General features: G+C 64.7%; 19 protein-coding genes. 6 read left to right on the forward strand and 13 right to left on the reverse strand.

The window, feature by feature from the left end; all coding sequences use genetic code 11:
- The first annotated feature begins 54 nt into the window (after positions 1–54).
- From AAFG16_RS29620 to AAFG16_RS29635, 4 genes are all read left to right on the forward strand, one after another.
- Complete coding sequence (locus AAFG16_RS29620) at positions 55–705, forward strand: GntR family transcriptional regulator (protein ID WP_283080034.1); 651 nt, start codon at positions 55–57, stop codon at positions 703–705.
- Entirely contained in the window at positions 702–2,231 is a 1,530-nt protein-coding gene (locus AAFG16_RS29625; protein ID WP_342730956.1) for an aldehyde dehydrogenase, read from the forward strand. Before AAFG16_RS29620 ends, AAFG16_RS29625 begins: the two co-directional genes overlap by 4 nt.
- A 75-nt stretch (positions 2,232–2,306) precedes the next feature.
- The gene (locus AAFG16_RS29630; RefSeq protein WP_342730958.1) at positions 2,307–3,674 is read left to right on the forward strand and encodes an MFS transporter; all 1,368 of its coding nucleotides are present in this window, start codon (positions 2,307–2,309) and stop codon (positions 3,672–3,674) included.
- Between the two features lie 280 nt (positions 3,675–3,954).
- Positions 3,955–5,436: an amidase gene (locus AAFG16_RS29635; RefSeq protein ID WP_342730960.1), complete on the forward strand. Its 1,482-nt coding sequence runs from the start codon at positions 3,955–3,957 to the stop codon at positions 5,434–5,436.
- A gap of 1 nt (position 5,437) precedes the next feature.
- Here the strand turns inward: AAFG16_RS29635 and AAFG16_RS29640 are convergent, their stop codons facing one another.
- Positions 5,438–6,043, reverse strand: coding sequence for a TetR/AcrR family transcriptional regulator (locus tag AAFG16_RS29640; RefSeq protein WP_283080038.1), 606 nt, complete (start codon positions 6,041–6,043; stop codon positions 5,438–5,440).
- A 200-nt stretch (positions 6,044–6,243) separates the two neighbouring features.
- Between AAFG16_RS29640 and AAFG16_RS29645 the strand changes: the two genes are divergently transcribed.
- Positions 6,244–7,485 (forward strand): efflux RND transporter periplasmic adaptor subunit, encoded by a 1,242-nt coding sequence (locus tag AAFG16_RS29645; RefSeq protein ID WP_342730962.1) that lies wholly within the window; start codon positions 6,244–6,246, stop codon positions 7,483–7,485.
- Between the two features lie 188 nt (positions 7,486–7,673).
- Positions 7,674–10,874, forward strand: coding sequence for a multidrug efflux RND transporter permease subunit (locus tag AAFG16_RS29650; protein ID WP_342730964.1), 3,201 nt, complete (start codon positions 7,674–7,676; stop codon positions 10,872–10,874).
- Here AAFG16_RS29650 and AAFG16_RS29655 read toward each other — a convergent pair.
- The 12 genes from AAFG16_RS29655 to AAFG16_RS29710 form a co-directional block, all read right to left on the reverse strand.
- A complete protein-coding gene (locus tag AAFG16_RS29655; protein WP_342730966.1) occupies positions 10,871–11,599 on the reverse strand; it encodes a sulfite exporter TauE/SafE family protein in 729 nt (242 codons plus the stop codon). The two genes, AAFG16_RS29650 and AAFG16_RS29655, sit on opposite strands and share 4 nt — an antisense overlap.
- Before the next feature lie 186 nt (positions 11,600–11,785).
- Positions 11,786–12,082 carry a hypothetical protein gene (locus tag AAFG16_RS29660; protein WP_342730968.1) on the reverse strand — a complete coding sequence of 99 codons (297 nt, stop codon included), beginning with the start codon at positions 12,080–12,082 and terminating at the stop codon, positions 11,786–11,788.
- Positions 12,083–12,251: 169 nt separating this feature from the next.
- Complete coding sequence (locus AAFG16_RS29665; protein WP_342730970.1) at positions 12,252–13,370, reverse strand: LuxR C-terminal-related transcriptional regulator; 1,119 nt, start codon at positions 13,368–13,370, stop codon at positions 12,252–12,254.
- Positions 13,371–13,696: 326 nt separating this feature from the next.
- Positions 13,697–16,342, reverse strand: a complete 2,646-nt coding sequence (locus AAFG16_RS29670; RefSeq protein ID WP_342730972.1) for an autotransporter domain-containing protein — start codon at positions 16,340–16,342, stop codon at positions 13,697–13,699.
- 206 nt (positions 16,343–16,548) lie between these two features.
- Positions 16,549–16,797, reverse strand: coding sequence for a hypothetical protein (locus tag AAFG16_RS29675; protein ID WP_342730974.1), 249 nt, complete (start codon positions 16,795–16,797; stop codon positions 16,549–16,551).
- A gap of 65 nt (positions 16,798–16,862) precedes the next feature.
- The gene (locus tag AAFG16_RS29680) at positions 16,863–17,837 is read right to left on the reverse strand and encodes an AraC family transcriptional regulator (RefSeq protein ID WP_342730976.1); all 975 of its coding nucleotides are present in this window, start codon (positions 17,835–17,837) and stop codon (positions 16,863–16,865) included.
- A 222-nt stretch (positions 17,838–18,059) separates the two neighbouring features.
- Positions 18,060–19,211, reverse strand: a complete 1,152-nt coding sequence (locus tag AAFG16_RS29685; protein WP_342730978.1) for a LuxR C-terminal-related transcriptional regulator — start codon at positions 19,209–19,211, stop codon at positions 18,060–18,062.
- Between the two features lie 416 nt (positions 19,212–19,627).
- On the reverse strand, positions 19,628–20,140 hold the full coding sequence (locus tag AAFG16_RS29690; RefSeq protein ID WP_342730980.1) for a hypothetical protein: 513 nt from the start codon (positions 20,138–20,140) through the stop codon (positions 19,628–19,630).
- Between the two features lie 94 nt (positions 20,141–20,234).
- The gene (locus AAFG16_RS29695) at positions 20,235–20,681 is read right to left on the reverse strand and encodes a MaoC family dehydratase (protein ID WP_283080049.1); all 447 of its coding nucleotides are present in this window, start codon (positions 20,679–20,681) and stop codon (positions 20,235–20,237) included.
- A gap of 459 nt (positions 20,682–21,140) precedes the next feature.
- The gene (locus AAFG16_RS29700) at positions 21,141–21,563 is read right to left on the reverse strand and encodes a hypothetical protein (protein ID WP_283080050.1); all 423 of its coding nucleotides are present in this window, start codon (positions 21,561–21,563) and stop codon (positions 21,141–21,143) included.
- A 12-nt stretch (positions 21,564–21,575) separates the two neighbouring features.
- Complete coding sequence (locus AAFG16_RS29705; protein WP_007592399.1) at positions 21,576–21,797, reverse strand: hypothetical protein; 222 nt, start codon at positions 21,795–21,797, stop codon at positions 21,576–21,578.
- 201 nt (positions 21,798–21,998) lie between these two features.
- Entirely contained in the window at positions 21,999–22,811 is an 813-nt protein-coding gene (locus AAFG16_RS29710) for a lytic murein transglycosylase (protein WP_283080051.1), read from the reverse strand.
- Positions 22,812–22,869 lie beyond the last annotated feature (58 nt).

The following is a 22,869-nucleotide window of genomic DNA, read 5'->3' on the forward strand; positions in this document are numbered from 1 at the left end:
CTTGACGTGAAATATCACGACTGAGATATTAACGCCAAGGAGATCATAAAAATCATGCTTTTGCGCGAAAATATCTACGATCGGCTTAGGTCTGATATTTTAGCTTGCCGCTTAGCGCCAGGCGATGAAATGCGCGAGCAGGATTTGGCCGAGCGCTATGACGTGAGCCGGCAACCGGTCCGGGATGCGCTGCTGCGGCTGCAGCGCGAGCACCTCGTGACGGTGCAGCCGCGCCAGGGCTATCGGGTCACGCCGATCTCGCTGTCCGATGCCCGCGACCTCCTGCGCTTCCGTCTTGCGCTGGAGCCAGCCTGCGTCGCCGAGGCGATCGAAAGCGCGCCCGACAGCGTCTTGAAGTCGCTCGACCAATTCCGCCGCTTCTCCGGCAATCACGAGGACTTCATCGCCTACAATCGCGGCTTCCACACCGCGCTGGCGCATGCCTCCGGCAATCGCCGCATGGCCACGGCGCTCTGCGACCTGATCGGCCAGGCCGACCGGCTGGTCCGTGTCAGCATCTCCAATCTGAAAGGCCACGACCCGGCGAAGCTCGTTGCCGAGCATGTCGCCCTCATCAACGCCATGCAACGGCGCGAGACGCGAACCGCCGCGCGCATCATCAAGGCCCATATCGGGGCCACCGAAAAACGCGTTCTGCCGGCGCTCAAGCGTAACGCCGTCATCGTCGAAGAGAGGTCGTCATGAACATCCCGTCAAAACCCGCGTCGATCGACGTTGAAATCCACGGCAATTTCATCGATGGGCGTGAAGTCGAGGCCGGCGCCGGCGCGATGCTGGACATCCGCAATCCCGCGACCGGCGACGTCATCGCCCGCATTCCCAACTCCACCGCCGAAGACATCGACCGCGCCATGAAAAGCGCGCGCGCCGCGTTCGAAGGCAAGGCCTGGGGCGGCATGGACACGCGCGCGCGGGCGAGGCTCGTCAACAAGCTCGCCGACGCGTTCGAAGCCAATCTCGATAGCCTGTACCGGCTGGAGACCCTCAACAACGGCCGCCCGGTCAACGAGACCCGCGCCCAGCTCTCCCGCCTGCCCGACTTCTTTCGCTACTTTGCAGGCCTTGCGCTGTCGCGCCGCGACTCCGTGATCCCCGTCGAAGGCGCGTATCTGAACTACACGCTCCGCACGCCCATCGGCATCGTCGCCAACTGCACGCCGTTCAATCATCCGCTGATGATCCTGTGCAAGTCGCTCGCCGTGGTGCTGGCGACCGGCTGCGTCACCGTGGTCAAGCCGTCGGAATACACGCCGCTGACGACCTTGAAGCTCGCGCAGATCTTCACCGAAGCGGGCCTGCCGCCCGGCGTCTTCAATATCGTTCTCGGCCTCGGCCAGAGCGCCGGCAAGATGCTGGCCGAACACGGCGACATCGACAAGCTTGTCCTGACCGGCGGCACCGAGGCCGGCCGCATCGCCGGCAGCGCAGCCGCAAAGGTGTTTGCGCATCAGACCATGGAGCTCGGCGGCAAGACGCCGGTGATGGTGTTCGACGATTTCGACGTCGACCGCGCCGTCAACTACGCCGCGTTCGGCGCGTTCATCGGTGCAGGCCAGACCTGCGTCTGCGCCTCGCGCCATATCGTCCAGGCCTCGATCTACGACGAGTTCGTCGAGAAGCTGCAGGCCAAGACCCGCACGATCCGCGTCGGCGATCCCTTCGATCCCAGCACCCAGATGGGTCCCGTGATCTCGGCCAGGCAGCGCGACCGCGTTCTCAGCTATGTGGGCTATGGTCACGCCGACGGCGCGCGTCTCGTCACCGGCGGCGTTGCCGCCAAGGTGCCGGGCCACGACAACGGCTATTTCGTCGAGCCGACCGTGTTCGCCGACGTCAAATCCGACATGCGGATCTTCCAGGAGGAAGTGTTCGGTCCATTCACCTCGGTGACGCCGTTCAAGGACGAGGCCGATGCGCTGCGGCTCGCCAACGACTCGCCGTTTGGCCTGGCCGCCGCGATCCGCACCCGCGACGTTGCCCGCGCTCACCGCGTTGCCGCCTCCGTCAAGGCCGGCATCGTCTGGATCAACGATCATCACCGCCTCGACCCGGCCTCGCCCTGGGGCGGCGTCGACGATTCCGGCATCGGCCGCGAGTGCGGCACCGAGAGCTTCAACGACCATTTCAACACCAAGAGCGTGATGGTCGCGACCCACGAGCAGCCGTTCGACTGGTACCGCGACACGGCCAACCAGAAGCGATTGAACTAGCAGAGACCAGAACCGGCAGACCGCCCACAGAAGGCGGGCCGCATCAACCAGAACAACAGTCAAGGGAGAGCGTAAATGTCGACATCGGTGAACGCAGGCAGCCGTCTTGATCGGCTGCCGATCGGGCCATTCCACCGTCGCATCATGCTGCTGATCGGCATCGGCATGTTTTTCGACGGTTTCGACATCTACATTGCCGGAACCGTGCTCAGCGTGACGCTGAAGACCGGCTTTTCGACGCTCGGCCAGAACGCGGCGTTCATCTCGGCGACCTTCGTCGGCATGATGCTGGGATCGTTCGGCACCGGCTTCCTCGGCGATCGCTACGGACGCCGCTTCACCTATCAGTTCAATTTGCTCCTCTTCGGCCTTGCCTCCCTCGCCGCGGCGTTCTCGCCGAACATGGCCTTCCTGATCGCCTGCCGCTTCGTGATGGGCGTTGGCCTAGGTGCGGAGAACGTCGTCGGCTATTCGACGATGACGGAATTCGTGCCCGCGCGCACCCGCGGCAAATGGCTCGGTTTCACCACCGTGTGCGTCGTCACCGGCCTGCCCGTGGCATTGCTCGTCGCGTCCGTGCTGGTCCCGCAATTCGGCTGGCGCTCGATGTTCGTGCTCGGCGGTGTCGGTGCGCTCGTCGTCTGGTACATGCGCAAGTCGTTGCCGGAATCGCCGCGCTGGCTGGAAGCCGTCGGGCGCACCACCGAGGCGGAAGCGCTGATGCAGGCCATCGAGAAGGAGGCGGCGCAAGGCCAGCCTCTGCCTGCTCCCGCGCCCGTCACGTCAGCCCCGGTTGCAGCCGATCTCGGCACGTTGTTCACCGCGCCCCTGCTGTCGCGGATGATCGTCGGCTCGGTGTGCCTGATCACGATCAACACCCTGCTCTACGGCTTCGTGACCTGGCTGCCCGTCTTCTTCGTCAAGCAGGGCCTCTCGATTGCGACCTCGTTCGGCTATTCGCTGCTGATGGCGCTCGGCGCGCCCATCGGCTCGGCCATCGGCGCATTGACCGCCGACCGCTGGGGCCGCAAGCCGACCATCATCGGGGCCTCGCTGGTCTCGGTGGCGCTCGGCATCCTCTACCCCATGATCTCGGATCCGATCCTGCTGCCGGCCGTGGGCTTCGCGCTGACCGTGCCGATCTACGTCCTGGTCGCCCTTCTGTTCGGCATCTACATCCCCGAACTGTTTCCGACCGAGGTCCGCCTGCGCGCCTCCGGCATCGTCAACACGCTGGGGCGCGGCGCCACCATCGTCACGCCGTTCCTCGTGGTCTCGCTGTTCGAGACGCGCGGCGTTGCCGGCGTGATGGCGCTGATGATCGGCCTCCTGGTGGTGCAGATCATCACGGTCTGGTCGCTCGGCATCGAGCCCCGGCATCGCAGCCTCGAGGAGCTGAAGGCGGAGGACACGGCTTCGCCGGTGCTGAAGGAAGCGTCCTGACTTCATGGCTCGGCGTCCTGGTGGCGCTGCGCCTTCCCACATGAGGTCGTCATGCCCGGGCTTGTCCCGGGCATCCACGTCCTCCATGCGCGCGTCGCAAGACGTGGATGGCCGGGACAAGCCCGGCCATGACGCTATGGAGGTCGCCGGTGCCCCTTCGCGGCCCCGACCGGCGGACAGATCTGGTTCCCATTGTGCCGCCTCCTCATCTCCCTGCCAACATTGCATGTTCGATTCCCGGATCGGTTCGCCGAGACGACGAGATACAAGGGAGCGCGCGATGACCGCAGATGCCGCTAACCTCAACTACGGCTCGATCGGCGCGCTCCTCGGCGCCCTGCACGCGCGCAAGATCTCCGCATCGGAGCTGCTCGAACACACGATCGCGCGCATCGAGGCGCTGGACGGGCCGATCAACGCGATCATCGTCCGCGATTTCGATCGCGCAAGGGAGGCCGCGCGCGCAGCCGATGCCGCACTTGGGCGCGGCGAGCGGCTGCCGCTGCTCGGCATACCCGTGACTCTCAAAGAACCGTTCAACGTCGCCGGCCTGCCGACGACATGGGGCTTTCCGCATTTCAGGGATTTTAAGCCGGCCGAGGACGCTCTCGTCGTCTCGCGATTGAAGGCGGCGGGCGCCATCATCATCGGCAAGACCAACATCCCGATCGGTCTGCGGGACTTCCAGAGCTACAATGAGATCTACGGCGCGACCAACAATCCGTGGGACCTCGGCCGGTCGCCCGGCGGCTCCTCGGGCGGATGCGGCGCCGCGCTGGCCGCAGGGTTCGGTCCGCTCTCGATCGGCTCGGATATCGGCGGCTCGATCCGGGTGCCCTCGCATTTCTGCGGCGTGTTCGGACACAAGCCGAGCCTCGGCCTGGTGCCGCTGCGCGGATACAGCCTGCCGCCGGCGCGGCCCGTCCCCGGCCAGGGCGATCTCGCCGTCGTCGGGCCTATGGCGCGCACCGCCGCGGATCTCGCATTGTCGCTCGACGTGATTGCCGGCCCTGACGAGACCCGCGACGGGGTCGGCTACCGCCTTGCGCTGCCCGCCCCGCGCCACACCCAGCTCAGGGATTTCAGGATCCTCGTGATCGACACCCATCCGCTGATGCCGACGGGCGATGCCGTGCGCTCGGCCATCGGACGATTGGCCGAGCGGCTCGAACGATCAGGCGCGCATGTCGCGCGTGCGGGCGCATCGCTGCCCGATCTCGCCGAGTCCGCACGGCTCTACATGAAGCTGCTCAACGGCGCCCGAAGCCCGCGCCTGACACCGGCCGCCCTCGCCGAGGCCCAAGAAGCTGCCGCAGCACTTGCGCCCGACGACCGCAGCCTTCAGGCCGAGCGCGCCCGCGGCTGGGGCATGATCCATCGCGATTGGCTGGCGATTGATGCGGCTCGCCTGCAGCTCCAGGAAAAGTGGTACCAGCTCTTCCGCGAGTTCGATGCGGTGATCTATCCCGTCGCCGCCGTGCCGGCCTTTCCGCACGATCATTCCGAGCCGTTCGACGCGCGAAAGCTCGACATCGATGGCAAGCTCTACAACTATTCCGATGCATGCTTCATCTGGGCCGATCCCGCCTCGACCTGCGGACTGCCGGCGACCGCCGTTCCGATCGAGCGTACGCCGTCGGGCCTGCCGGTCGGCGTGCAGATCATCGGGCCTTATCTGGAGGACCGCACGACGATTGCGCTGGCCGGGCTGATCGAGCGCGAGTTCGGCGGCTTCGTCCCGCCGCCGGCGTTGCCGAGCTGAATCAGGTTCGGTCGGCCGACTGCGCCTCGACCGCCTGCACCGCGACATCAGCGACTTGCCGCAGCGCCTCGCGATCCGCGCCTGATGACGCCATCACGCCCATGCCGACGGAGACGGCCGAAACGTAGCGCGCGAGCGCGGCGGGATCTGACGTGTCCTTGAGATCGCCCTCAGCCTTGGCGCGGACAAAACGCTCGCGGAGCTGGTCTTCGTTCTGGGCGCGGCGGGCGGCGAGCTCGAAGGGGACGCTCTCGGAGCCGGTGCCGCAGGCGATGCCGCCCTGGACGAGCAGGCAGCCGGGCGGATTGGCGGGATCGGTCTGCTTGTCGGCGATGCCCATCAGCATCCGCTCGGCGACCGCGCGGGCGGTGGGCGCTGCGACGACCTCGTCCATCCAGACGCCGCGCAGTTTTGTGTAGCGGTCGAGCGCGGCCTTCAGCAGGCCTTCCTTGTTGCCGAAGCAGGCATAGAGGCTGGGGGGATTGATGCCCATGGCCTCTGTGAGCTGGGCAATGGTCGCGCCCTCATAACCATGGCGCCAAAACACTTCCATCGCCCGGTCCAACGCCGTCTCGGCGTCGAATTCGCGGGGGCGTCCCATGCCCATGTGCCTGTCTCCTCGGATTTCACGTTCTGCCTGAGGCTTAACGCCAAGTCCTATCTATTTGTTCTAGCTGTCTTTTCTCAGCGTCTTCCAATTGTCGCGGTATGCGGCTACAATTTTCTTAGTGAATGGTACATAAGTATCTTGCACTGCGACATCCAGCTCCACATTTGTAGTGAACACTACATATCTGGAGCGCGCAAATGCATCCCCCGCAAAGTTCTCCCCGCACCGGCCGTTTCCGCCGCCTTCTTGGCGGCGTCGCCGTCGTGGGCGCCCTCGCCGTAGCCGGCTCGATCGCGACCGGCCACTACTTCCACGCTGCGCAAGCAACCGCAACCGCGGCCGCGGCTGAGCAGGCCGTTTCCGTCACCGTCGCGATGATCGAACCGAAGCAGACCGTGCTTTGGGACGATTTCTCCGGCCGGCTCGAGGCCATCCAGCGCGTCGAGCTTCGCCCGCGCGTGGCCGGCGCGATCCTGTCGACCAACTTCACCGAGGGCGCGCTGGTGAAGGCCGGCGACCTGCTGTTCAAGATCGATCCGGCGCCCTACGCCGCCGAGGTCGACAAGGCCGCCGCCCAGCTCGAGGCCGCCAAGGCCCGCGTGGTGTTCACCCAGAGCGAGCTCGAACGCGGCGCCCAGCTGGTTGGGAACGCTGTGGTCACCCGGCGCGACTACGACCAGCGCGACAACGCCCATCGCGAAGCCATCGCCAATGTGAAGGCGGCCGAGGCGACCCTCCAGACCGCAAAGCTCAATCTCGACTACACCGAGGTGCGCGCGCCGGTGGACGGCCGCGTCGGCAAGATCGAGGTCACCGTCGGCAATCTCGTCGCCGCCGGCACCGCCTCGCCGGTGCTGACCTCGCTGGTCTCGGTCAATCCGATCTACGCCTCGTTCGATGCGGATGAAGAAGTGGTGCTGCGCGCACTGAACTCGATCGCGGACGGCTCGGGCCAGCGCGGCAAGCTCGACCAGATCCCGGTGGAGATGGCGACGTCAGGCGACCTCTCGGCGAAAGGCCACATCCAGCTGATCGACAACCAGGTCAACGGCCAGAGCGGCACCATCCGCGTCCGTGCGGTGTTCCCCAACGACGACGGGCGTCTGATCCCCGGCCAGTTCGCCCGCGTGCGCATGGGCCAGCCCAAGCAGCAGACGCTGGTGATGATCGACGAGCGGGCGATCGGCACCGACCAGGACAAGAAGTTCGTGATGGCGGTCGGTGACGACAGCCGCGCGGTCTACCGGCCGGTTACGCTTGGCGGCGCCGTCGATGGACTTCGCATCGTCACCGGGGGCCTGAAGCCCGGCGACCGCATCGTCGTCAATGGCTTGCAGCGCGTGCGTCCCGGCGCCCTCCTCAAGACGGAGATCGCGGCGATGGGGGCGCGGGGGCAGCAGGCTTCCAACCACAGCAACCAGGACGTGGTGCAACGCTAATTATCTGAGTCGTTCCGGGGCGCGACGAAGTCGCGAACTACGGTGCGCAATTGCGCACCTGAGAATCTCGAAGTTACGAAATTCCGATCACTTCACCTCTGGATTCCGGGTTCGCGGGCTTCGCCCACGCCCCGGAATGACGGGGGGAGCTGTCGGAGAACCGCAGGATATTGCCCAGGGGCAAAGCCATGAATCTCTCAAAGTTCTTCATTGATCGTCCGATTTTCGCCGGCGTGCTGTCGGTCCTGATCTTCCTCGCAGGGCTGATCTCGCTGTTCGCGATGCCGATCTCGGAATACCCCGACGTGGTGCCGCCCTCGGTTGTGGTGCGCGCGACCTATCCCGGCGCCAATCCCAAGGTGATCGCGGAGACGGTGGCTACTCCCATCGAGGAGCAGATCAACGGCGTCGAGAACATGCTGTACATGTCGAGCCAGGCGACCACCGATGGCGCAATGACGCTGACGGTGACGTTCCGCCTCGGCACCGACCCCGACAAGGCCACGCAGCTGGTGCAGAACCGCGTGCAGCAGGCCGAGCCGCGCCTGCCTGCCGTGGTGCGCCAGCTCGGCATCATCACCAAGAAGTCGTCGCCCGACCTCACCATGGTGGTGCATCTGTTGTCGCCGAACGGCCGCTACGACATGACGTATCTGCGCAACTACGCCGTGCTCAACGTCAAGGACCGCCTGGCGCGCATCGACGGCGTCGGCGACGTCCAGCTCTACGGTGCCGGCGACTATTCGATGCGGGTCTGGGTCGATCCGCAGAAGGCGGCCGAGCACGGGCTGACTGCCAGCGATATCGTGAAAGCGATCCAGGCGCAGAACGTCGAGGCTGCCGCCGGCGTGGTCGGCTCGTCCCCCAACGTTAGGGGTATCGACCTGCAATTGTCGGTCAATGCGGAAGGACGTCTCGCCAACGAGGAGCAGTTCGGCGACATCGTGGTCAAGACCGGCTCGCGCGGCGAAGTGGTTCGTCTTCGTGATGTCGCGCGCATCGAGCTTGGCGCCTCCGAATACGGCCTGCGCTCGCTGCTCGACAACAAGCAGGCGGTCGCAATCCCGATCTTCCAGGCGCCGGGCTCCAACGCGCTGCAGATCTCCGACAACGTCCGCGCCACCATGGCCGAGATCAAGAAGAACATGCCGGAGGGCGTGTCGTACCAGATCGTCTACGATCCCACCCAGTTCGTACGCTCCTCGATCGAGGCCGTCATCCACACGCTGCTTGAAGCGATCGCGCTGGTGGTTCTGGTCGTGATCCTGTTCCTGCAGACCTGGCGTGCTTCCATCATCCCCCTGCTCGCCGTGCCGGTCTCGATCGTCGGCACGTTCGCGGTGATGCATGTGTTCGGCTTCTCGATCAACGCGCTCAGCCTGTTCGGCCTCGTGCTGGCGATCGGCATCGTCGTCGACGACGCCATCGTCGTGGTCGAGAACGTCGAGCGCAACATCGAGGCCGGGCTGTCGCCGCGCGATGCCACCTACCAGGCGATGCGCGAGGTGTCGGGTCCGATCATCGCCATCGCGATGGTGCTGATCGCGGTGTTCGTGCCGCTGGCCTTCATCTCCGGCCTCACCGGGCAGTTCTACAAGCAGTTCGCGCTGACGATCGCGATCTCGACCGTGATCTCCGCCGTCAACTCGCTGACGCTGTCTCCGGCGCTCTCGGCGCTGCTGCTCAAAGGGCACAACGAGCCGAAGGACAAGCTGACGATCATCATGGAGAAGAGCCTTGGCTGGTTCTTCCGCCGCTTCAATCGGGCGTTCACCTACTCGTCGGAGAGCTACAGCGGCACCGTCACCAAGGTCATCTCCGGCAAGGCCGCGGTGATGGGGCTCTATGTGGTGCTGGTTGGCCTCACCGCCCTGCTCTTCCAGCAGGTGCCGAGCGGCTTCGTGCCGGGCCAGGACAAGCAGTACCTCGTCGGCTTCGCCCGCCTGCCCGACGGCGCCACGCTCGACCGCAGCGAAGAGGTGATCCGCAAGATGAGCGACATCGCGCTGACCCAGCCCGGTGTCGAGAGCTCCGTGGCCTTCCCCGGCCTGTCGATCTCCGGCTTCACCAACTCCTCCAACGCCGGCATCGTGTTCTCGACGTTGAAACCGTTCGACGAGCGCAAGGATCCCTCGCTCAGCGGACCCGCGATCGCGGCCGAGCTGAACAAGAAATATGCGGGCATCCAGGAAGCCTTCATCGCCATGTTCCCGCCCCCGCCGGTCAACGGCCTCGGCACCATCGGCGGCTTCAAGCTGCAGATCGAGGACCGTGCTGGTTTGGGCTATGAGGCGCTGAACGAGGCGACCAAGGCGTTCATGGCGGCGATGCAGAAGGCGCCGGAGATCGCCGGCGTGTTCTCGAGCTTCCAGGTCAACGTGCCCCAGCTGTTCGCGGACATCGACCGCACCAAGGCGCTGCAGCTCGGCGTGCCCGTGACCGAGGTGTTCAACACGCTGCAGATCTACCTGGGGTCCTACTACGTCAACGACTTCAACAAGTTTGGCCGCACCTATTCGGTCCGGGTCCAGGCCGACGCGCCGTTCCGCGCCCGCGCCGACGACATCAGGCAGTTGAAGGTGCGCTCGTCCTCGGGCGACATGGTGCCGCTGTCGGCGCTGCTCAAGATCCGCCAAAGCGCGGGGCCGGAGCGCGCGATCCGCTACAACGGCTTCCTGTCGTCCGACATCAACGCGGCGGCCGCGCCCGGCTTCTCCTCGGGCCAGGCGCAGGAGGCGGCGACGCGGATCGCGGCAGAGACGCTGCCGCCGGGCTTTGCCTTCGAATGGACCGACCTGACCTATCAGGAGTTCATCGCCGGCAATTCCGGCATCTGGGTGTTCCCGCTGGCGATCCTGCTGGTTTTCCTGGTGCTGGCTGCGCTCTATGAGAGCCTGACCCTGCCGCTCTCGATCATCATGATCGTGCCGATGGGCCTCTTGGCGGCGATGTTCGGCGTCTGGATCTCCAAGGGCGACAACAACGTCTTCACCCAGATCGGCTTGATCGTGCTGGTCGGCCTGTCCGCCAAGAACGCGATCCTGATCGTCGAATTCGCGCGCGAGCTCGAATTCGCAGGACGCACGCCGATCCGGGCCGCGATCGAGGCGAGCCGCTTGCGGCTTCGTCCGATCCTGATGACGTCGATGGCGTTCATCATGGGCGTCTTGCCGCTGGTGCTCTCGACCGGCGCGGGCTCAGAGATGCGGCGGGCGATGGGCGTTGCGGTGTTCTCCGGCATGATCGGCGTCACCGTGTTCGGCCTGTTCCTGACGCCGGTGTTTTATGTGCTGCTCAGAACCATCACCGGCGACAAGCCGCTGGTGCATCACAGCAGCGACATCAGTGCGGCGCCTGTGCAGGGCATGAGCCACGAGGTCGGTCACTAGATCAGGGAAATCCCTGAGACGAGCAACAGAACGAGCACGGTCTTGCGAAAGACCGTCTCGTTGACCCGGTGGAAGGCGATCACGCCCAGCGCCGAGCCGGCGAACAGCGCCGGCAGGCTGATCGCGAGATCGACGAAGACCTTTGACGACAGATCCTGGTGCCCGACCAGCAGCGCGATCGCGAACAGCTGCATCGCCGCGATGAAGGGCTGCACCAGGCCCCGCTGCTCGCTCTTGGGCATGCCGCGCATGTCGCACCAGATCGTCGGGATCGCGCCGGGCATCGCGGTGAGCCCGCCGACCAGCCCTCCCCCAAATCCGATCAGCGCGACCCAGTGGCGGCCGACCGCCTCGCCGGCCGTGACCAGCGTCGGCCGCAGCAGCATGTAGGCGGCATAGAGCGCGACGATGATGCCGAAACCGCGCCGGAGAAGGTGCGTGTCCGCGGTCTGCAACAGCGACACCGCAATGGGAACGCCGATCAGCCCGCCGACGATCAGCAGCAGACTGCCCTCCCAGCGGATGCTGCGCCGGAGCGCCCACAGATTGGTGGCCTGCACGCCGATACTGCACGCCATCATCAGCGGCACGGCTTCGAGCGGCTGAAATACCCGAAGCAGGATCGCACCCGCCACCGCCGAGAACGCGAAGCCCGAGAGACCCGAGACGAAGGCGCCGGCGAAGACGGCAACGCTGAGCAGCATCAAGGTCGTGACGTCAGGCACAAGCCGTCCTCCGGTCAATCGTAGTGAATCTGCGAAATAGGAATCTCGGCGCTCTCGGAACAAACGGCCTGTTCACGAGGCAACGACACTTGCATCGCGTGAGCGTGGGACCGCTCCAGCATTGCGAGCCCGATCAGCTGCAGCGTGACGAGTGCCGCGGTCAGGGCGATCGCGACGATATTGGCGTTACGCGCGCTCGAACGCGGGGGCGCGGGCGGCGTGCTCGCACGCATCAGATCCGTTGGCATTATCTGAGATATCCTCTTGATTGCTGACTGGAATGAATTGGTTCAAAGGCAATGTTTCGTGCACCGGCTCCAAGAGGCGGCGATAGCGCCGCAACGCGCGCCGCGCCTCGATCTCGCGCTGCTCGCGGAATGCTGCGCCGATGCGGGCGACGATGTCGCGGAACCTGCCGACCGAAAGCGGTGACGCCGTTCGCATGACAATCCCTCTCGACCAGCGCGACGTGAGTTGCTTCACACCGAGATCGCAGTGTCGAACAACAGATCGCGTGACATCTCGTAAGAGAGCGCGCGGAAAATCGCGTCACCCGAACGAATGAGGCACGATAACTTTCTCATGATGGTTGGGCTTTGAACCTGATGCGAGCTGCAGCGACTCGCGTTACGCACGGCTCATGTTTTGCGCGTCAGCGCACGAGCGGATTGGAGAATCCCGCCGCGAGCTTGACGAGATCGGCCTGACGCGAAACGCCGGTCTTGGCAAAGACACGATGCAGATGCGTCTTCACGGTGGTCTCGGCGATACCGAGCGCGGCCGCCGTCTCCGGCACGCCGCCGACCTGGACGATCGACTGCAGCACCCTGAGTTCCGCCGGCGTCAGATCGAACGTGCGGTCGATCAGGCCGGCAGACGAGCGGCCGTCGAGTTCCGCCTTCCAGACGAACAAGGCACCGATCGCCGTCGTGCGCCCCGTCACGCCCTCGCGCAGCAGCGACGGCAGCGCGATCACGTGCGCGACGTAGTACGATCCGTCATCCGACGTCAGGGGAATCTTTCGATCGGCCGCCGCCGCGACGGCAACCTCCCCGGCGTCGCGGAAGATGTTGCACAGGGCCCGATTGGCCTCGGACGATCTGGTCACGAGCCGGCCCGAGACGGTACGCAGGACATCGTCGGCGGCCAGGATCGTCTCGGCGGCCGGATTGCAGTGGACGATATTGCAGGCCGCATCCAGCAGGATCACGCCGGCATTGAGGCGGTCGACGACGTCGGCGAGCGCGGTCGCGTGCTGCTGCTTGCGCTCGATCGCGCGGTTGATCAGCAGCGCCCGGCTCGTGTGAGGGACGAGGAACTGCATGCGCGCGCGCTGCGCGGCATCGAGCATGTCCCTGCCCGGGATCACGGTCAGCAACATCGGACACGGAGATTTCGACTGCTCCAGCACCACGTTGGCGACGTCAACGCAGCCCTGCGGGCGCAGCCATTCCTGATAGAATCGTCCGCGGCGATATTTGTCGAAATTCACGAGATCGGGGATGTTGCGCACTTCGCCGAATTGTGGGAGCCGCGCAAGCGGATCGTATTGGGCGTAGGTCTCGGCATAGAGCTGGATGTAGTGCGGATCGACCCCGCAGTAATAATGCGTCGCGCCGGATTTGCTGACCGGGTCCTTGGAGATCAGACCGCAGGCCTGGCTGCCGATATATCCATTGAGCATGACCACGACATCGTTCCACAACTCCGGGTTGAGGCCGGCGTCATAGATGCTCTCGATCAGCTCGGATTGTTTCGGAAGTCGGGACATCGGAACAGCCAATGGTCATGAACTGAGAGAGCGGAATGTTCGGGATGCCCGGCGGCTTCTGTGAGTCCTGCGCGAGAGCAAAAGGTTCAACGCCGAGCCGCGATTGACTGGTCGGCTGACGAGCGGATTGAGACTGCCGCGGCGAGCCTGACGAGACCGGCCGATCGCGGCACGCGTTCATGGGCTGAAATGGCCCGGGTGATCAATATCCCCAGGCATAGCACAACCACAACATGCGGCATCCACCGATCGTAGGAGGCGCCGGCCGGGCGGATGGAGCCCGGCCGGCAGGGCGCCGCGTTCAGACCGCCAGGGCTGATGCCGGCTCAGAACGCGACGCGAACGCCACCCTTCGCCGTGCCGGTGCGGCTCTGGTCGGACATCATCATGCCCTCGACGGCGCCGAACACGGAGACGTTGCGCGTGGTGCGGTAGTCGAAGCCGAAGCCCGCGACTGCACCGACCGTAGAGCGGCTGCCGGGCGTGACGAAAGAGAGGTTTTGCCCGAGCAGCACCGTGTTGATGTTGGTGTCGCCGACGCGCTGGAGCGCGATCACGCCGCCATGGACATTGGCCTTGAGCTCGCCGCCGGCAAAGTCCGTCACGCGCGACAAATCCACCTCGCCCCGCTCCTCAAAGTCCTGCAGCGTTCGGCTGCCGACCGACAGCCCCTGCGTCGAGCCGGTCTCGCTATAGCCGTCGAAGCGGCCGGCGACGTAACGCAGCCGCGCCGTCGGCGTCAGCAGATAGCCGTTGCCGATCTCGAGCTTATAGCCGTAGGCGACCTCTGGACTGACGTACCAACCGCTGTAGTTTGCAGTGGCCGTCTCCATGCCGCCCACTGTGGCATTGTTCAGGACCAGGCGGCGTGATTTGTTGTCGGCATTGCCGCCCTGGATGGTGAAGTCGAAGAACTGCGCAGCCCATTCGAACCGGCTGTAGACACCACCGAAGACGTAGTTGGTATCGACCGATTGCGAGTTGAGATCGACCGAGAGGCCGCCCTGCCCGCCGCCGAGGAAGCCGCCGACCAGCCAGTTCGGCTGCACCCTGCGGTCGATGCCGATCGCACCACCCCACGCCGTCGAGGTCGCGCGCAAGGTCGAGACCGTCTCGTCCTGGATGCGCTGGCCACCGAAGGAGTTGGCCCAGACCGTGATCGGCGCCGAATCGGTCCAGAGGCTGCGCGGCGCCTTGGTGAAGGGACTGGCCTGCGCCGTCTCGGGCGCATAAGCCATCGCCATCATGTTGCTGCCGGCCGGCCCCGTGCCACCGTTCAGGCGCCCTTGCACCAGCGAGGATACGCCGCCGGTGAAATCCATCAGCGTGCGGTCGGTCTGCGCCAGCGCGGTGGGATCGAGCGTTGCCAGCGTGGTGCCGGACACGACTGACGGACCGTTGAAGGCGCCTGCCGACGTGACGGTATTGATGGTGCCTTCGAAATTGATGAAGGTCGGCAGACTGATCGTCGTTAGCGACGACACTCTGCTGCTGATCGGCGACAGATTGATGTTGATCACATCGGCGCCAAAGCCGAAATCGACCACGCCGTTGATCTTCGAGCCCGGCAGCAGTGTCAGCGTGTCAGCCCTGTTGGAAAGCTGAATCGCCTTCCCGGCGGCACCGGTGATCGTGCCAGAGTTCGTGATATTCGATCCATCGCTCGACTGAATGCCGATCCTGCCGATGATGGTGCCGGAATTGTTGACAGTCGCCTGGGTCGTCAGGATCCCGATGCCGTTGGTGGCCGAGGCCTGAAGCAAACCGGTGTTGGTCACGTTGGCGATGTTGGCGTTGACCGCCGTCTCCCTCCCGGTAATCGTGCCGGAATTGTTGACGTTACCGACGATCGCATTGATGCCGCGGTCACCTCCGTTGAGGGTTCCGGCATTGTCGAGATTGACCCTGCTACCGGACAAGCCGAAACCATTCGCCGAGATCTGTCCCGTGTTCGTCACGTTGACGGTTTCGGCAAATACGGCCGACGATCCGCCGGAGATGGTGCCGCTGTTGATCACGGTTGCCGTCTTGGCTGCGTGGATGGCGAACCCTGTGCCGGTGATCGTTCCGCTGTTGCGAACGGTCGCGTCTGCGGTATTCGCGACGATGGCATTGCCGCTCGACTGGATCAGCCCCGCATTGCCGACCATCACGGACTGGTCCGCGATCACCGCGTTGGCGCCGGTGATGGTACCAGAGGCGAGATTCGACAGGTTGACGTCCTGGCCGGATACGCCGAACGCGTGACCGGCGATATTGCCTGCGTTCACCACCGTCGCCAGACCGGAGGCCTGGATGGCGCCTCCGGTTGCCGCGATCTGGGTGATGACGCCGGAGCTGTCGTTGGTCAGGTTCAGGGTAATGCCGGTGACCCCGGCCGCATCGCCGGAGATCATTCCGGTGTTCGAGATCAGGTTCACCGTGTCGCCGTTGATGCCGACCGTGTCGGGCCCGACGCCGGAAATCGTGCCGGAATTTCTGATATTGGCGACAAACGCTTCGACGCCGCTGCCGCGTCCGCCCGCCTCGCTCGCGATGGTGCCTGCGTTGGTGAGGTTGAGGGTTGAAGCGGTGATTGCGTGAAAGCCGATGATCGTGGCTCCGCTGAGGTTCGAGATGGTCATGTCGCCACCTGTAATACCAGCCGAGAACGTTCCCTCGATCTTCCCGGCGTTGACAATGACAGCGCCCTCACCGGTCTGGAGGCCAAAGAACCTTCCATGGACGGTCACCCCCGATCGGACGTCATAGATATTGTTGTTGTCGCCGCGCGCGCCATAGCCCGTGCCGCCGCCCTGCTGGGTGTCGGTGTCAGTTGCGCACACCACCGTCGCATTGCTGACCGGCGCGGTCGGCGTACAGGCCGCTCTCGCGGGCTCGCTGATGAACACCGGCGCAGCCGGCAGCAAAAGCAGCAGCGATCGCCGCGCCAAACGCCATCGCGCAACACCGTCCCCACCCGTCTCAATCATTTTCAGTCCCTCAGCTCACAGGCACGTTGCCAGCGACCTCCTCCGATCGGACGAGGCCGCTCTTGCGAATTTGGATTCGCTGAACGCCAACGTAGAAAGGGACGCCGGTTTCGACTTGGACGGTGACGACCGGGTTTCGGGCCAGGACGAACTGAGGGCGTTTCGCGCCCCACTGGTGCAGCGTTGCTACACCGTCGCCCGCCTGCTCACGCCTGGTCCCATCCCGCTTTCTCCGCACTCTCGGCCCAGACCGCGGCGCGATAGATCTCGCGGCCGCCTTTGTCTCTGACACGGATCCAGGCGTCGCGGCCACGCAAATCATCACGCCAGACGAAGAGATGGCTTGCCATCTCGTCGGCCACCACGAATGTCGCCTCGGCGCATTCGAACACCATGCCGCCCGGGTCGATCTTCACGATATTGCCGACCAGAAGGTCGAAGAAGAAACGGCGCATCGACTTACTCCAGCGGGTCGCGCGAGCGTTGCCAGGTCATGACCCAGTCGGCGCGCAGAGGGCGGTCACGGCACTTCGCCGCTCCTGACGTCACTCGGCGTCGCGCCATAAGTCCGCCGGAAGCAGCGGTTGAAATAAGAGAGATCGCCGAAGCCGACATCGTAGGCGATCGAGCTCACCGTGCGTTCGGCGTATTCGGGCTCGCGCAGCATGCGATGGGCGCGCTTGACGCGCTGCTCGGTCAGGAAGGAGGAGAACGTCTTGCCGTCGGCCTCGAACAGGCGCTGGAGATAACGCGGCGTCACGCCGAGCTCCTGCGCCACCGCCGTTACCGACAGGTCCTGCCGCCAGCAATTGTTGGCGATCGAGACCTTCGCCTTCTGGAGCCTGGCCGCCTTGACGCCGCGCCGTCCGGCGAGCTCGCGCGTCTCGCCGGTGGCTCCGAGGACGAGCGCGAGAAGATCGTGCAGATGCCCGACCGCGAGCTGCCGTAGCGCGGGCGTGTCGAACGCCTTCTCCCGCACCAAGGTCACCGCGTAATCGACCAGCAAACGAAGCCCGGTGGAGCTTTCCGGCATGACACGCATCACGGCGTCATCGACGTCCACGATCATCGGTGCCAGCACGCGTCGCGGCACACGCAACGAGAAGCAGCTCCCGAGCGACAACCGCTCGAACGTCGTGACGTCCTCCGCGCTGGTCAGGACGGCTTGTCCGGCGCGAAGCGCCAGATCGTGTCCGCGCTCGGATATCCCGAGAACGCCCGACCTGTTCACGATCAAAGCGAGGCTGTCGTCGCCATCGGCAACCAGCTGCCTGGTGCGAATGACCCGGGCTCCGCACAATCCGCCCATCAGCAACTGGGCTTCCGACAAGATGTGCGAGGTGAAGCTCGCCGCGGCCGGCTTGCCGTTCCTTGCCTCGACCTCCGCCTTCAACACCCCGCGGCAGTAGAAATCGCGAAGCAGCGGGATTCGCTCGCCTTCAGGAATTTCGATTGTTGAAACATTGAGAACCGAAAAATCAATCTTGCTGCTCACTGCAATCTCTCCAACGACGGGCAGGCCCGGCCGCATGCCGTCATTTCCTCACCCGCGTTCCATGCCGTCGCGGCACGTTCGCGACGCTCGCTGCCCTTCATTCACGAGCGCGATATACGAAAGGCTTAGATGATACGCGTCCTGCAATCGGAGGACCCGCGGGCTTTGCTCATCACAATGGATTGAGATTGCGCCACGTCGGGGCCAATGATGTGAAATGGCTCACACGTCACCGCCGTTGGTGCGCCGACCGAACGGCACGGCAAAGCCGGCGGCGATCTTCACGAGATCGGCCTGCCTGCCGGCGCCGGTCTTCTCGAACAGGCGGCCGAGATGCGTCTTCACCGTCGTCTCGGCGATGCCGAGCTTGGCCGCGATGTCGGGCACGCCTCCGATCTCGATGATGGCCATCAACACGCGCAATTCGGACGGCGTCAGCCTGAAGGCCGCCGCGATCGCCTCGGTTGCGAGCAAAGGCACCATCGAGGCCTTTTGCACGAAGAGCACGGTGGCCGCGATATCGCGCGGCTGGTTGCGCTCGCGCTTCAGCGGAAAGGCATGGATCAGGTGATGCTGGCCATCGGCCGAAGTCACGAGCTCGATCTGGCGACGTCCGCTCGGTTCAGTTCCGCCATTGGTTGCGACGTCGAACAGACCGCGGAATATTTTGTCGGTCTGGGTGTTACGCGCGACGATCCGGTCGCCGACAATCGCCAGCAGATTGCCATCGGCGACCAGCTGCCGGCACGCGGCGTTGGCGTGGACGACACGCGCGTCGGCGTCGAGCAGGCAGATGGCGGTGCCAAGGCCGTCGAGGACATCGGCGAGGTCGTCCACGGTATGCAAGCGGGCCCCGATCTGCCGGCCCATGAGCCTGGAACGGTGGAGGTGCGGCGCAAGCAGCCGCATGCGCTCGCGCATGGTGTCGTCGACGGGTCCGCGGGATCGATGGCGCAGCACCTGCAAGATCGTGGTGCGCGTGCCCGACGTGTCGAGCGCGACTGCCGCGAGATCGATCGCATCCTGAGGCTCGAGCCATTCCCGGTAGAAGCTGGTCGCCACGAAATCCGAATGAGGCATGATGTCGGTCACGCCGGCGGTCTGCCCGACAGCGAGACCGGGATGGCGATCGAGCAGCGGGTCGAGTTCCACGTAGCGGTCACGATAGAGCTCACGGAACCGAAACTCCGTGCCGAAATGCTGATGGATCTCGATCGAGAGCCCGGCCACATCGCGCGACAGGATCGTCGCCGCGAACCCTCCGACGAATTCAGCAACCTGCTCCAGCACAGCGCTTCGCAGCGCAGGATCAATTGCCGCATCGTAGATGTCGCCGACCAGCGACGAGAACCGGCTCGCATGGACGACGGTCATCTGCCGGACGATGCGATCAGGGCACAGCCCCGGTGACGAAGGGGGCTCGCAATTCGGGAACCGGAGGAGCGAACGGGACGGTCAAGCGCCGCTCTCGACGAGGAAAAAGGATTGCAGCGAAATGCTGGAATATCGAACATCGTCCTTGCGTAACGTCAACCGCAGGATGCGGCTTGGACGTTTTCGCCAAAGACTAGGATTAATGCGAACAGCGATCGGGCTGTGTGCGATGAGTCACGCGCACGCTGCGCGCAGGCTTTGTATGCGATCAGGCCTCGACGCAATTTGCGTCACCATCGGCTCTCTTAGGGTGGGCAAAGGCGCGTGGCGCCGTGCCCACGATCTCGTGCCGAATGCAAAAATTGGTGGGCACGCTCGCGCTTTGCCCACCCTACGAGAGCGGTGCCTGACGCAATCTACTTCCGGTTCTCCTCACAGAATTTCAGCGCGGCGAGCGCTTCGCCGGCGCGTGGGATCTGCATCTCGATGCTGTCGTCGTCATCGTCCTCGAAATCGAGCGTGAGGCGCTTGGCTTTCGAGAGCCGGTCCATGATCGACTGGTCGTATTCGAAGATGCCGCGCACGGTGGTCTTGTCCATGACCTCCCACTTCGCCTTCTTCATGATGTCGGCATCATCGGTGCCGACATCGGCCCGCAGGATCTCGCCGACCTTGTCCCATTCCCAGCCGTCGTAGATCATCACCATCACGATGGCCTTGTCGGAATAGGTGATGACGATGACGTAGTCGCGGTTATCGTCGTCCTTGTCCTTGTAGCCGCGGCTCGCATTGCAATGCGTGTCCTGCGTGCGCTTCTCGATGGTCCAGTCGCCGACCTTGGATTGTTGTGCGAGCGCCGGGCTTGTGTTCAAGGCGGCTGCGCTCAGAACCCCTGCGAGCATTCCGGCCGCGAAAAGTAATCGTTTCATGTCAGCCTCCCAGCGTGTTCCCCGCAGGGAGATGACCATCTCTCCCGGCGGCCCGCAAGGGTCTGACGAGGCCCAACGGCGTTGGGGGCGGCCCTTACGCCCGCCGCGGCACGATCGCGATCGGGGTGAAGGTGTAAACCTCCTCGCCGTCCTGGTTGAACATCGTCCATTTCACCAGTGCGATGCCCTGCGGCTTCGACTTCGACGGCGTCAGGCTCATGACCTCGCCGACCAGATGCAGGCGGTCGTTGGGCCGCACCGGCATGGTCCAGCGCAGGCCGTCGACCCCTGCGCCGATCAGCGGATGCGGGCCGAAAGGGCGGATCTGAACCGCGAGGTTCATGGCGATCGCGGCGGTGTGCCACCCTGATGCAGCGAGGCCCTTGAACAGGGTGGCCTTGGCGGCCTCGTGGTCGAGGTGCATCGGCTGCGGATCGAACTCCGCCGCAAAACGCTTGATGTCGGCCTCGGTGACCTGAACTTCCGGCGATTTGAACCGCATTCCGATGGTGAGATCGTCGAACCACTCGACCTGCGCCATGATTTTGCCTCGCAATATGATGTGCCCGCCCGCTGGAGGCGCGCGATTGAAGGGATTGACCAGAAACGGGAAATAGCGGCTCCGCGCCGCACAAGCCAGCCCCGAGGTTCCCCGCGAAACCCGTTTCCCAAAACGACGAAACACCCCTGAAACAGATGGCCGGTTAAGTGGTTGTCAAAATAAATACAGGGACGGCCACCATGCAGTTCATCCTCGACCTGATCTACGATTACGCCTGCTGCCAGCACCTCGTCGCCCAGCCGCTGCGGGAGGACGAGCTATGATCGAGCTGATCTCCGCCCTCCTCGCCCTTTGCAGCATCGGCGTCTTTACGGCACATGCGGTGGATGCCTATCGCACCACGCATTACTGACCGCCGCGCCCTCGCGGCGCTGGAGCCGACGTCACCTAGACAACAACCTCAAGCGCGATGACGATCTATCCTGATCTCATCGCGCTTTAGAACGGCCGCCGGTAGAAGTGCTCCGAATGGGTCGCCGGCGGAAACCGGTTGGCGAGCGCCAGCGCGCCCCTCTCGTCCGTTTCAAGCGCGATCTTCTGTGCCAGCATCACGTCGCCCGGCACCAGGAAGCCTGACGGGACGAAGCACCATCCCATCGTCGCGTGCCCGTCGCCGTCGATCTCATGGACATTGGCGGCGGTGCCGTAATGGATGCGATAGGTCTTGCCGGTATCGCCGCCGATCACATCGAAATACCGGTGCTCCTCGAACTGCGCACGCTGCTCCGGCGACAGCCATTCGGCCAGCAGCCGGCGGCCGCGCGCATCCGGCGTGTTCTCGCCGAAGAAGCGCCGATAGAGCTCGCGCAGCGCATGCAAACGCGCACGCGCCGGCGCGCGAAGCCAAACTGCCGCGAACATGAGCAGCTCAGATCAACCGCCGACCAGGCGGGGATAGAACAGCGTTTCCTGCGCGGTCGGGTCGAACGATCGGATCCGGGTGACTTCGCCCGGCCCGGTGCGGAGGGCGGCGGTGAAGCCGGCTCCGGTCAGCTCCCGAAAGCGCCGTTCGGCTCGCGCCAGCGCTTCGGCATTGCCAGGATCAAACTCGTGGCGCGTATCGCCAGTCTGGTCCATCACGATCTGGGTTGCCATCGTTGAGTCTCCTCATGCCCAGCCCCGAACCTGATCAAAGCAAACGTCGTGCCGTCAGTTCCTGATGGCAACAACTTTCTCGCGCCGACACATCACGCCTTGCTGAGCAAGAGCGTCTTCGCGCGAAGCTTGACGCCGGTTCGCGTCAAGAAAACGCGTCAAAACAAGAATCTAGAGCCCCGTTCGAAACGACGGCTCTGGTCAGCGGGAGGCGGCCGCCCCGCCCTCGTCGATCTGCCGGCCCATCAGCGCGATCGCCTTCTGATAGACGCCCGCCGCATTCCAGGCCTCGATGGCGGCGAAATTCGGCTCGCCCGGCTGGTAACCGGCTCCCGCCCGCCAGCCATGGGCCCGGAGGAAATTCGCCGTCGAGTTCAGCGCGTTGGCGGCAACGTCGAGATTGCCGGTGCCATAGGCCAGGATGTTCTTGGGCATGAACTGGGTCTGGCCGACCTCACCATGCATGGAGCCGCGGGTTGCCCCCGACAGCGTGCCGCGGTCGATCAGCTTCAGCGCGGCATAGAGCTGGTCGGTGAAGAATTCGGGACGGCGGCAGTCATAGGCCAGGGTCGCGATCGACGACAGCATGTTCTGGTTACCGCGCTGGCTGCCGAAGCCGGTCTCCATGCCCCAGATCGCGATCAAGGGTCCCGGCGGGACGCCATAGCGCTGCTGGATCGAGGCGAACAAGGCGGCCTGCGATTGCTTGAGCTGCCGCCCCCTGGCGACGATGGTGGTGGCGCCGCGCTTGGCGAGGAACTGGTCGAGCGACAGCGAGAAGCTGCGTTGGCCGCGGTCGGCCGCGATGGTGGCGCTGGCGTAATTGGCCTGCATCAGCGCCGAGATCGCGGTCTGGCCGATGCCCTTGCCTTGGGCCTCGGCGCTGAACTCGCGCTTCCAGGCCTCGAAGCCCGCGGCAGAGCTACCGCATTGCGCGGCCTCGGCCACAGGCAGAGAGAGCAGCAGCGCGGTCGCGCCAATCACCGCCGTCGCGACTGTCCTGCCCTTGATCATTGCGCGTTCCTCTTGCTGCTGCGCGACCGGCTCGCGCAAGCGCATGATCCTACGTCAG

This window comes from Bradyrhizobium sp. B117 (assembly GCF_038969555.1).
Classification (GTDB): domain Bacteria; phylum Pseudomonadota; class Alphaproteobacteria; order Rhizobiales; family Xanthobacteraceae; genus Bradyrhizobium.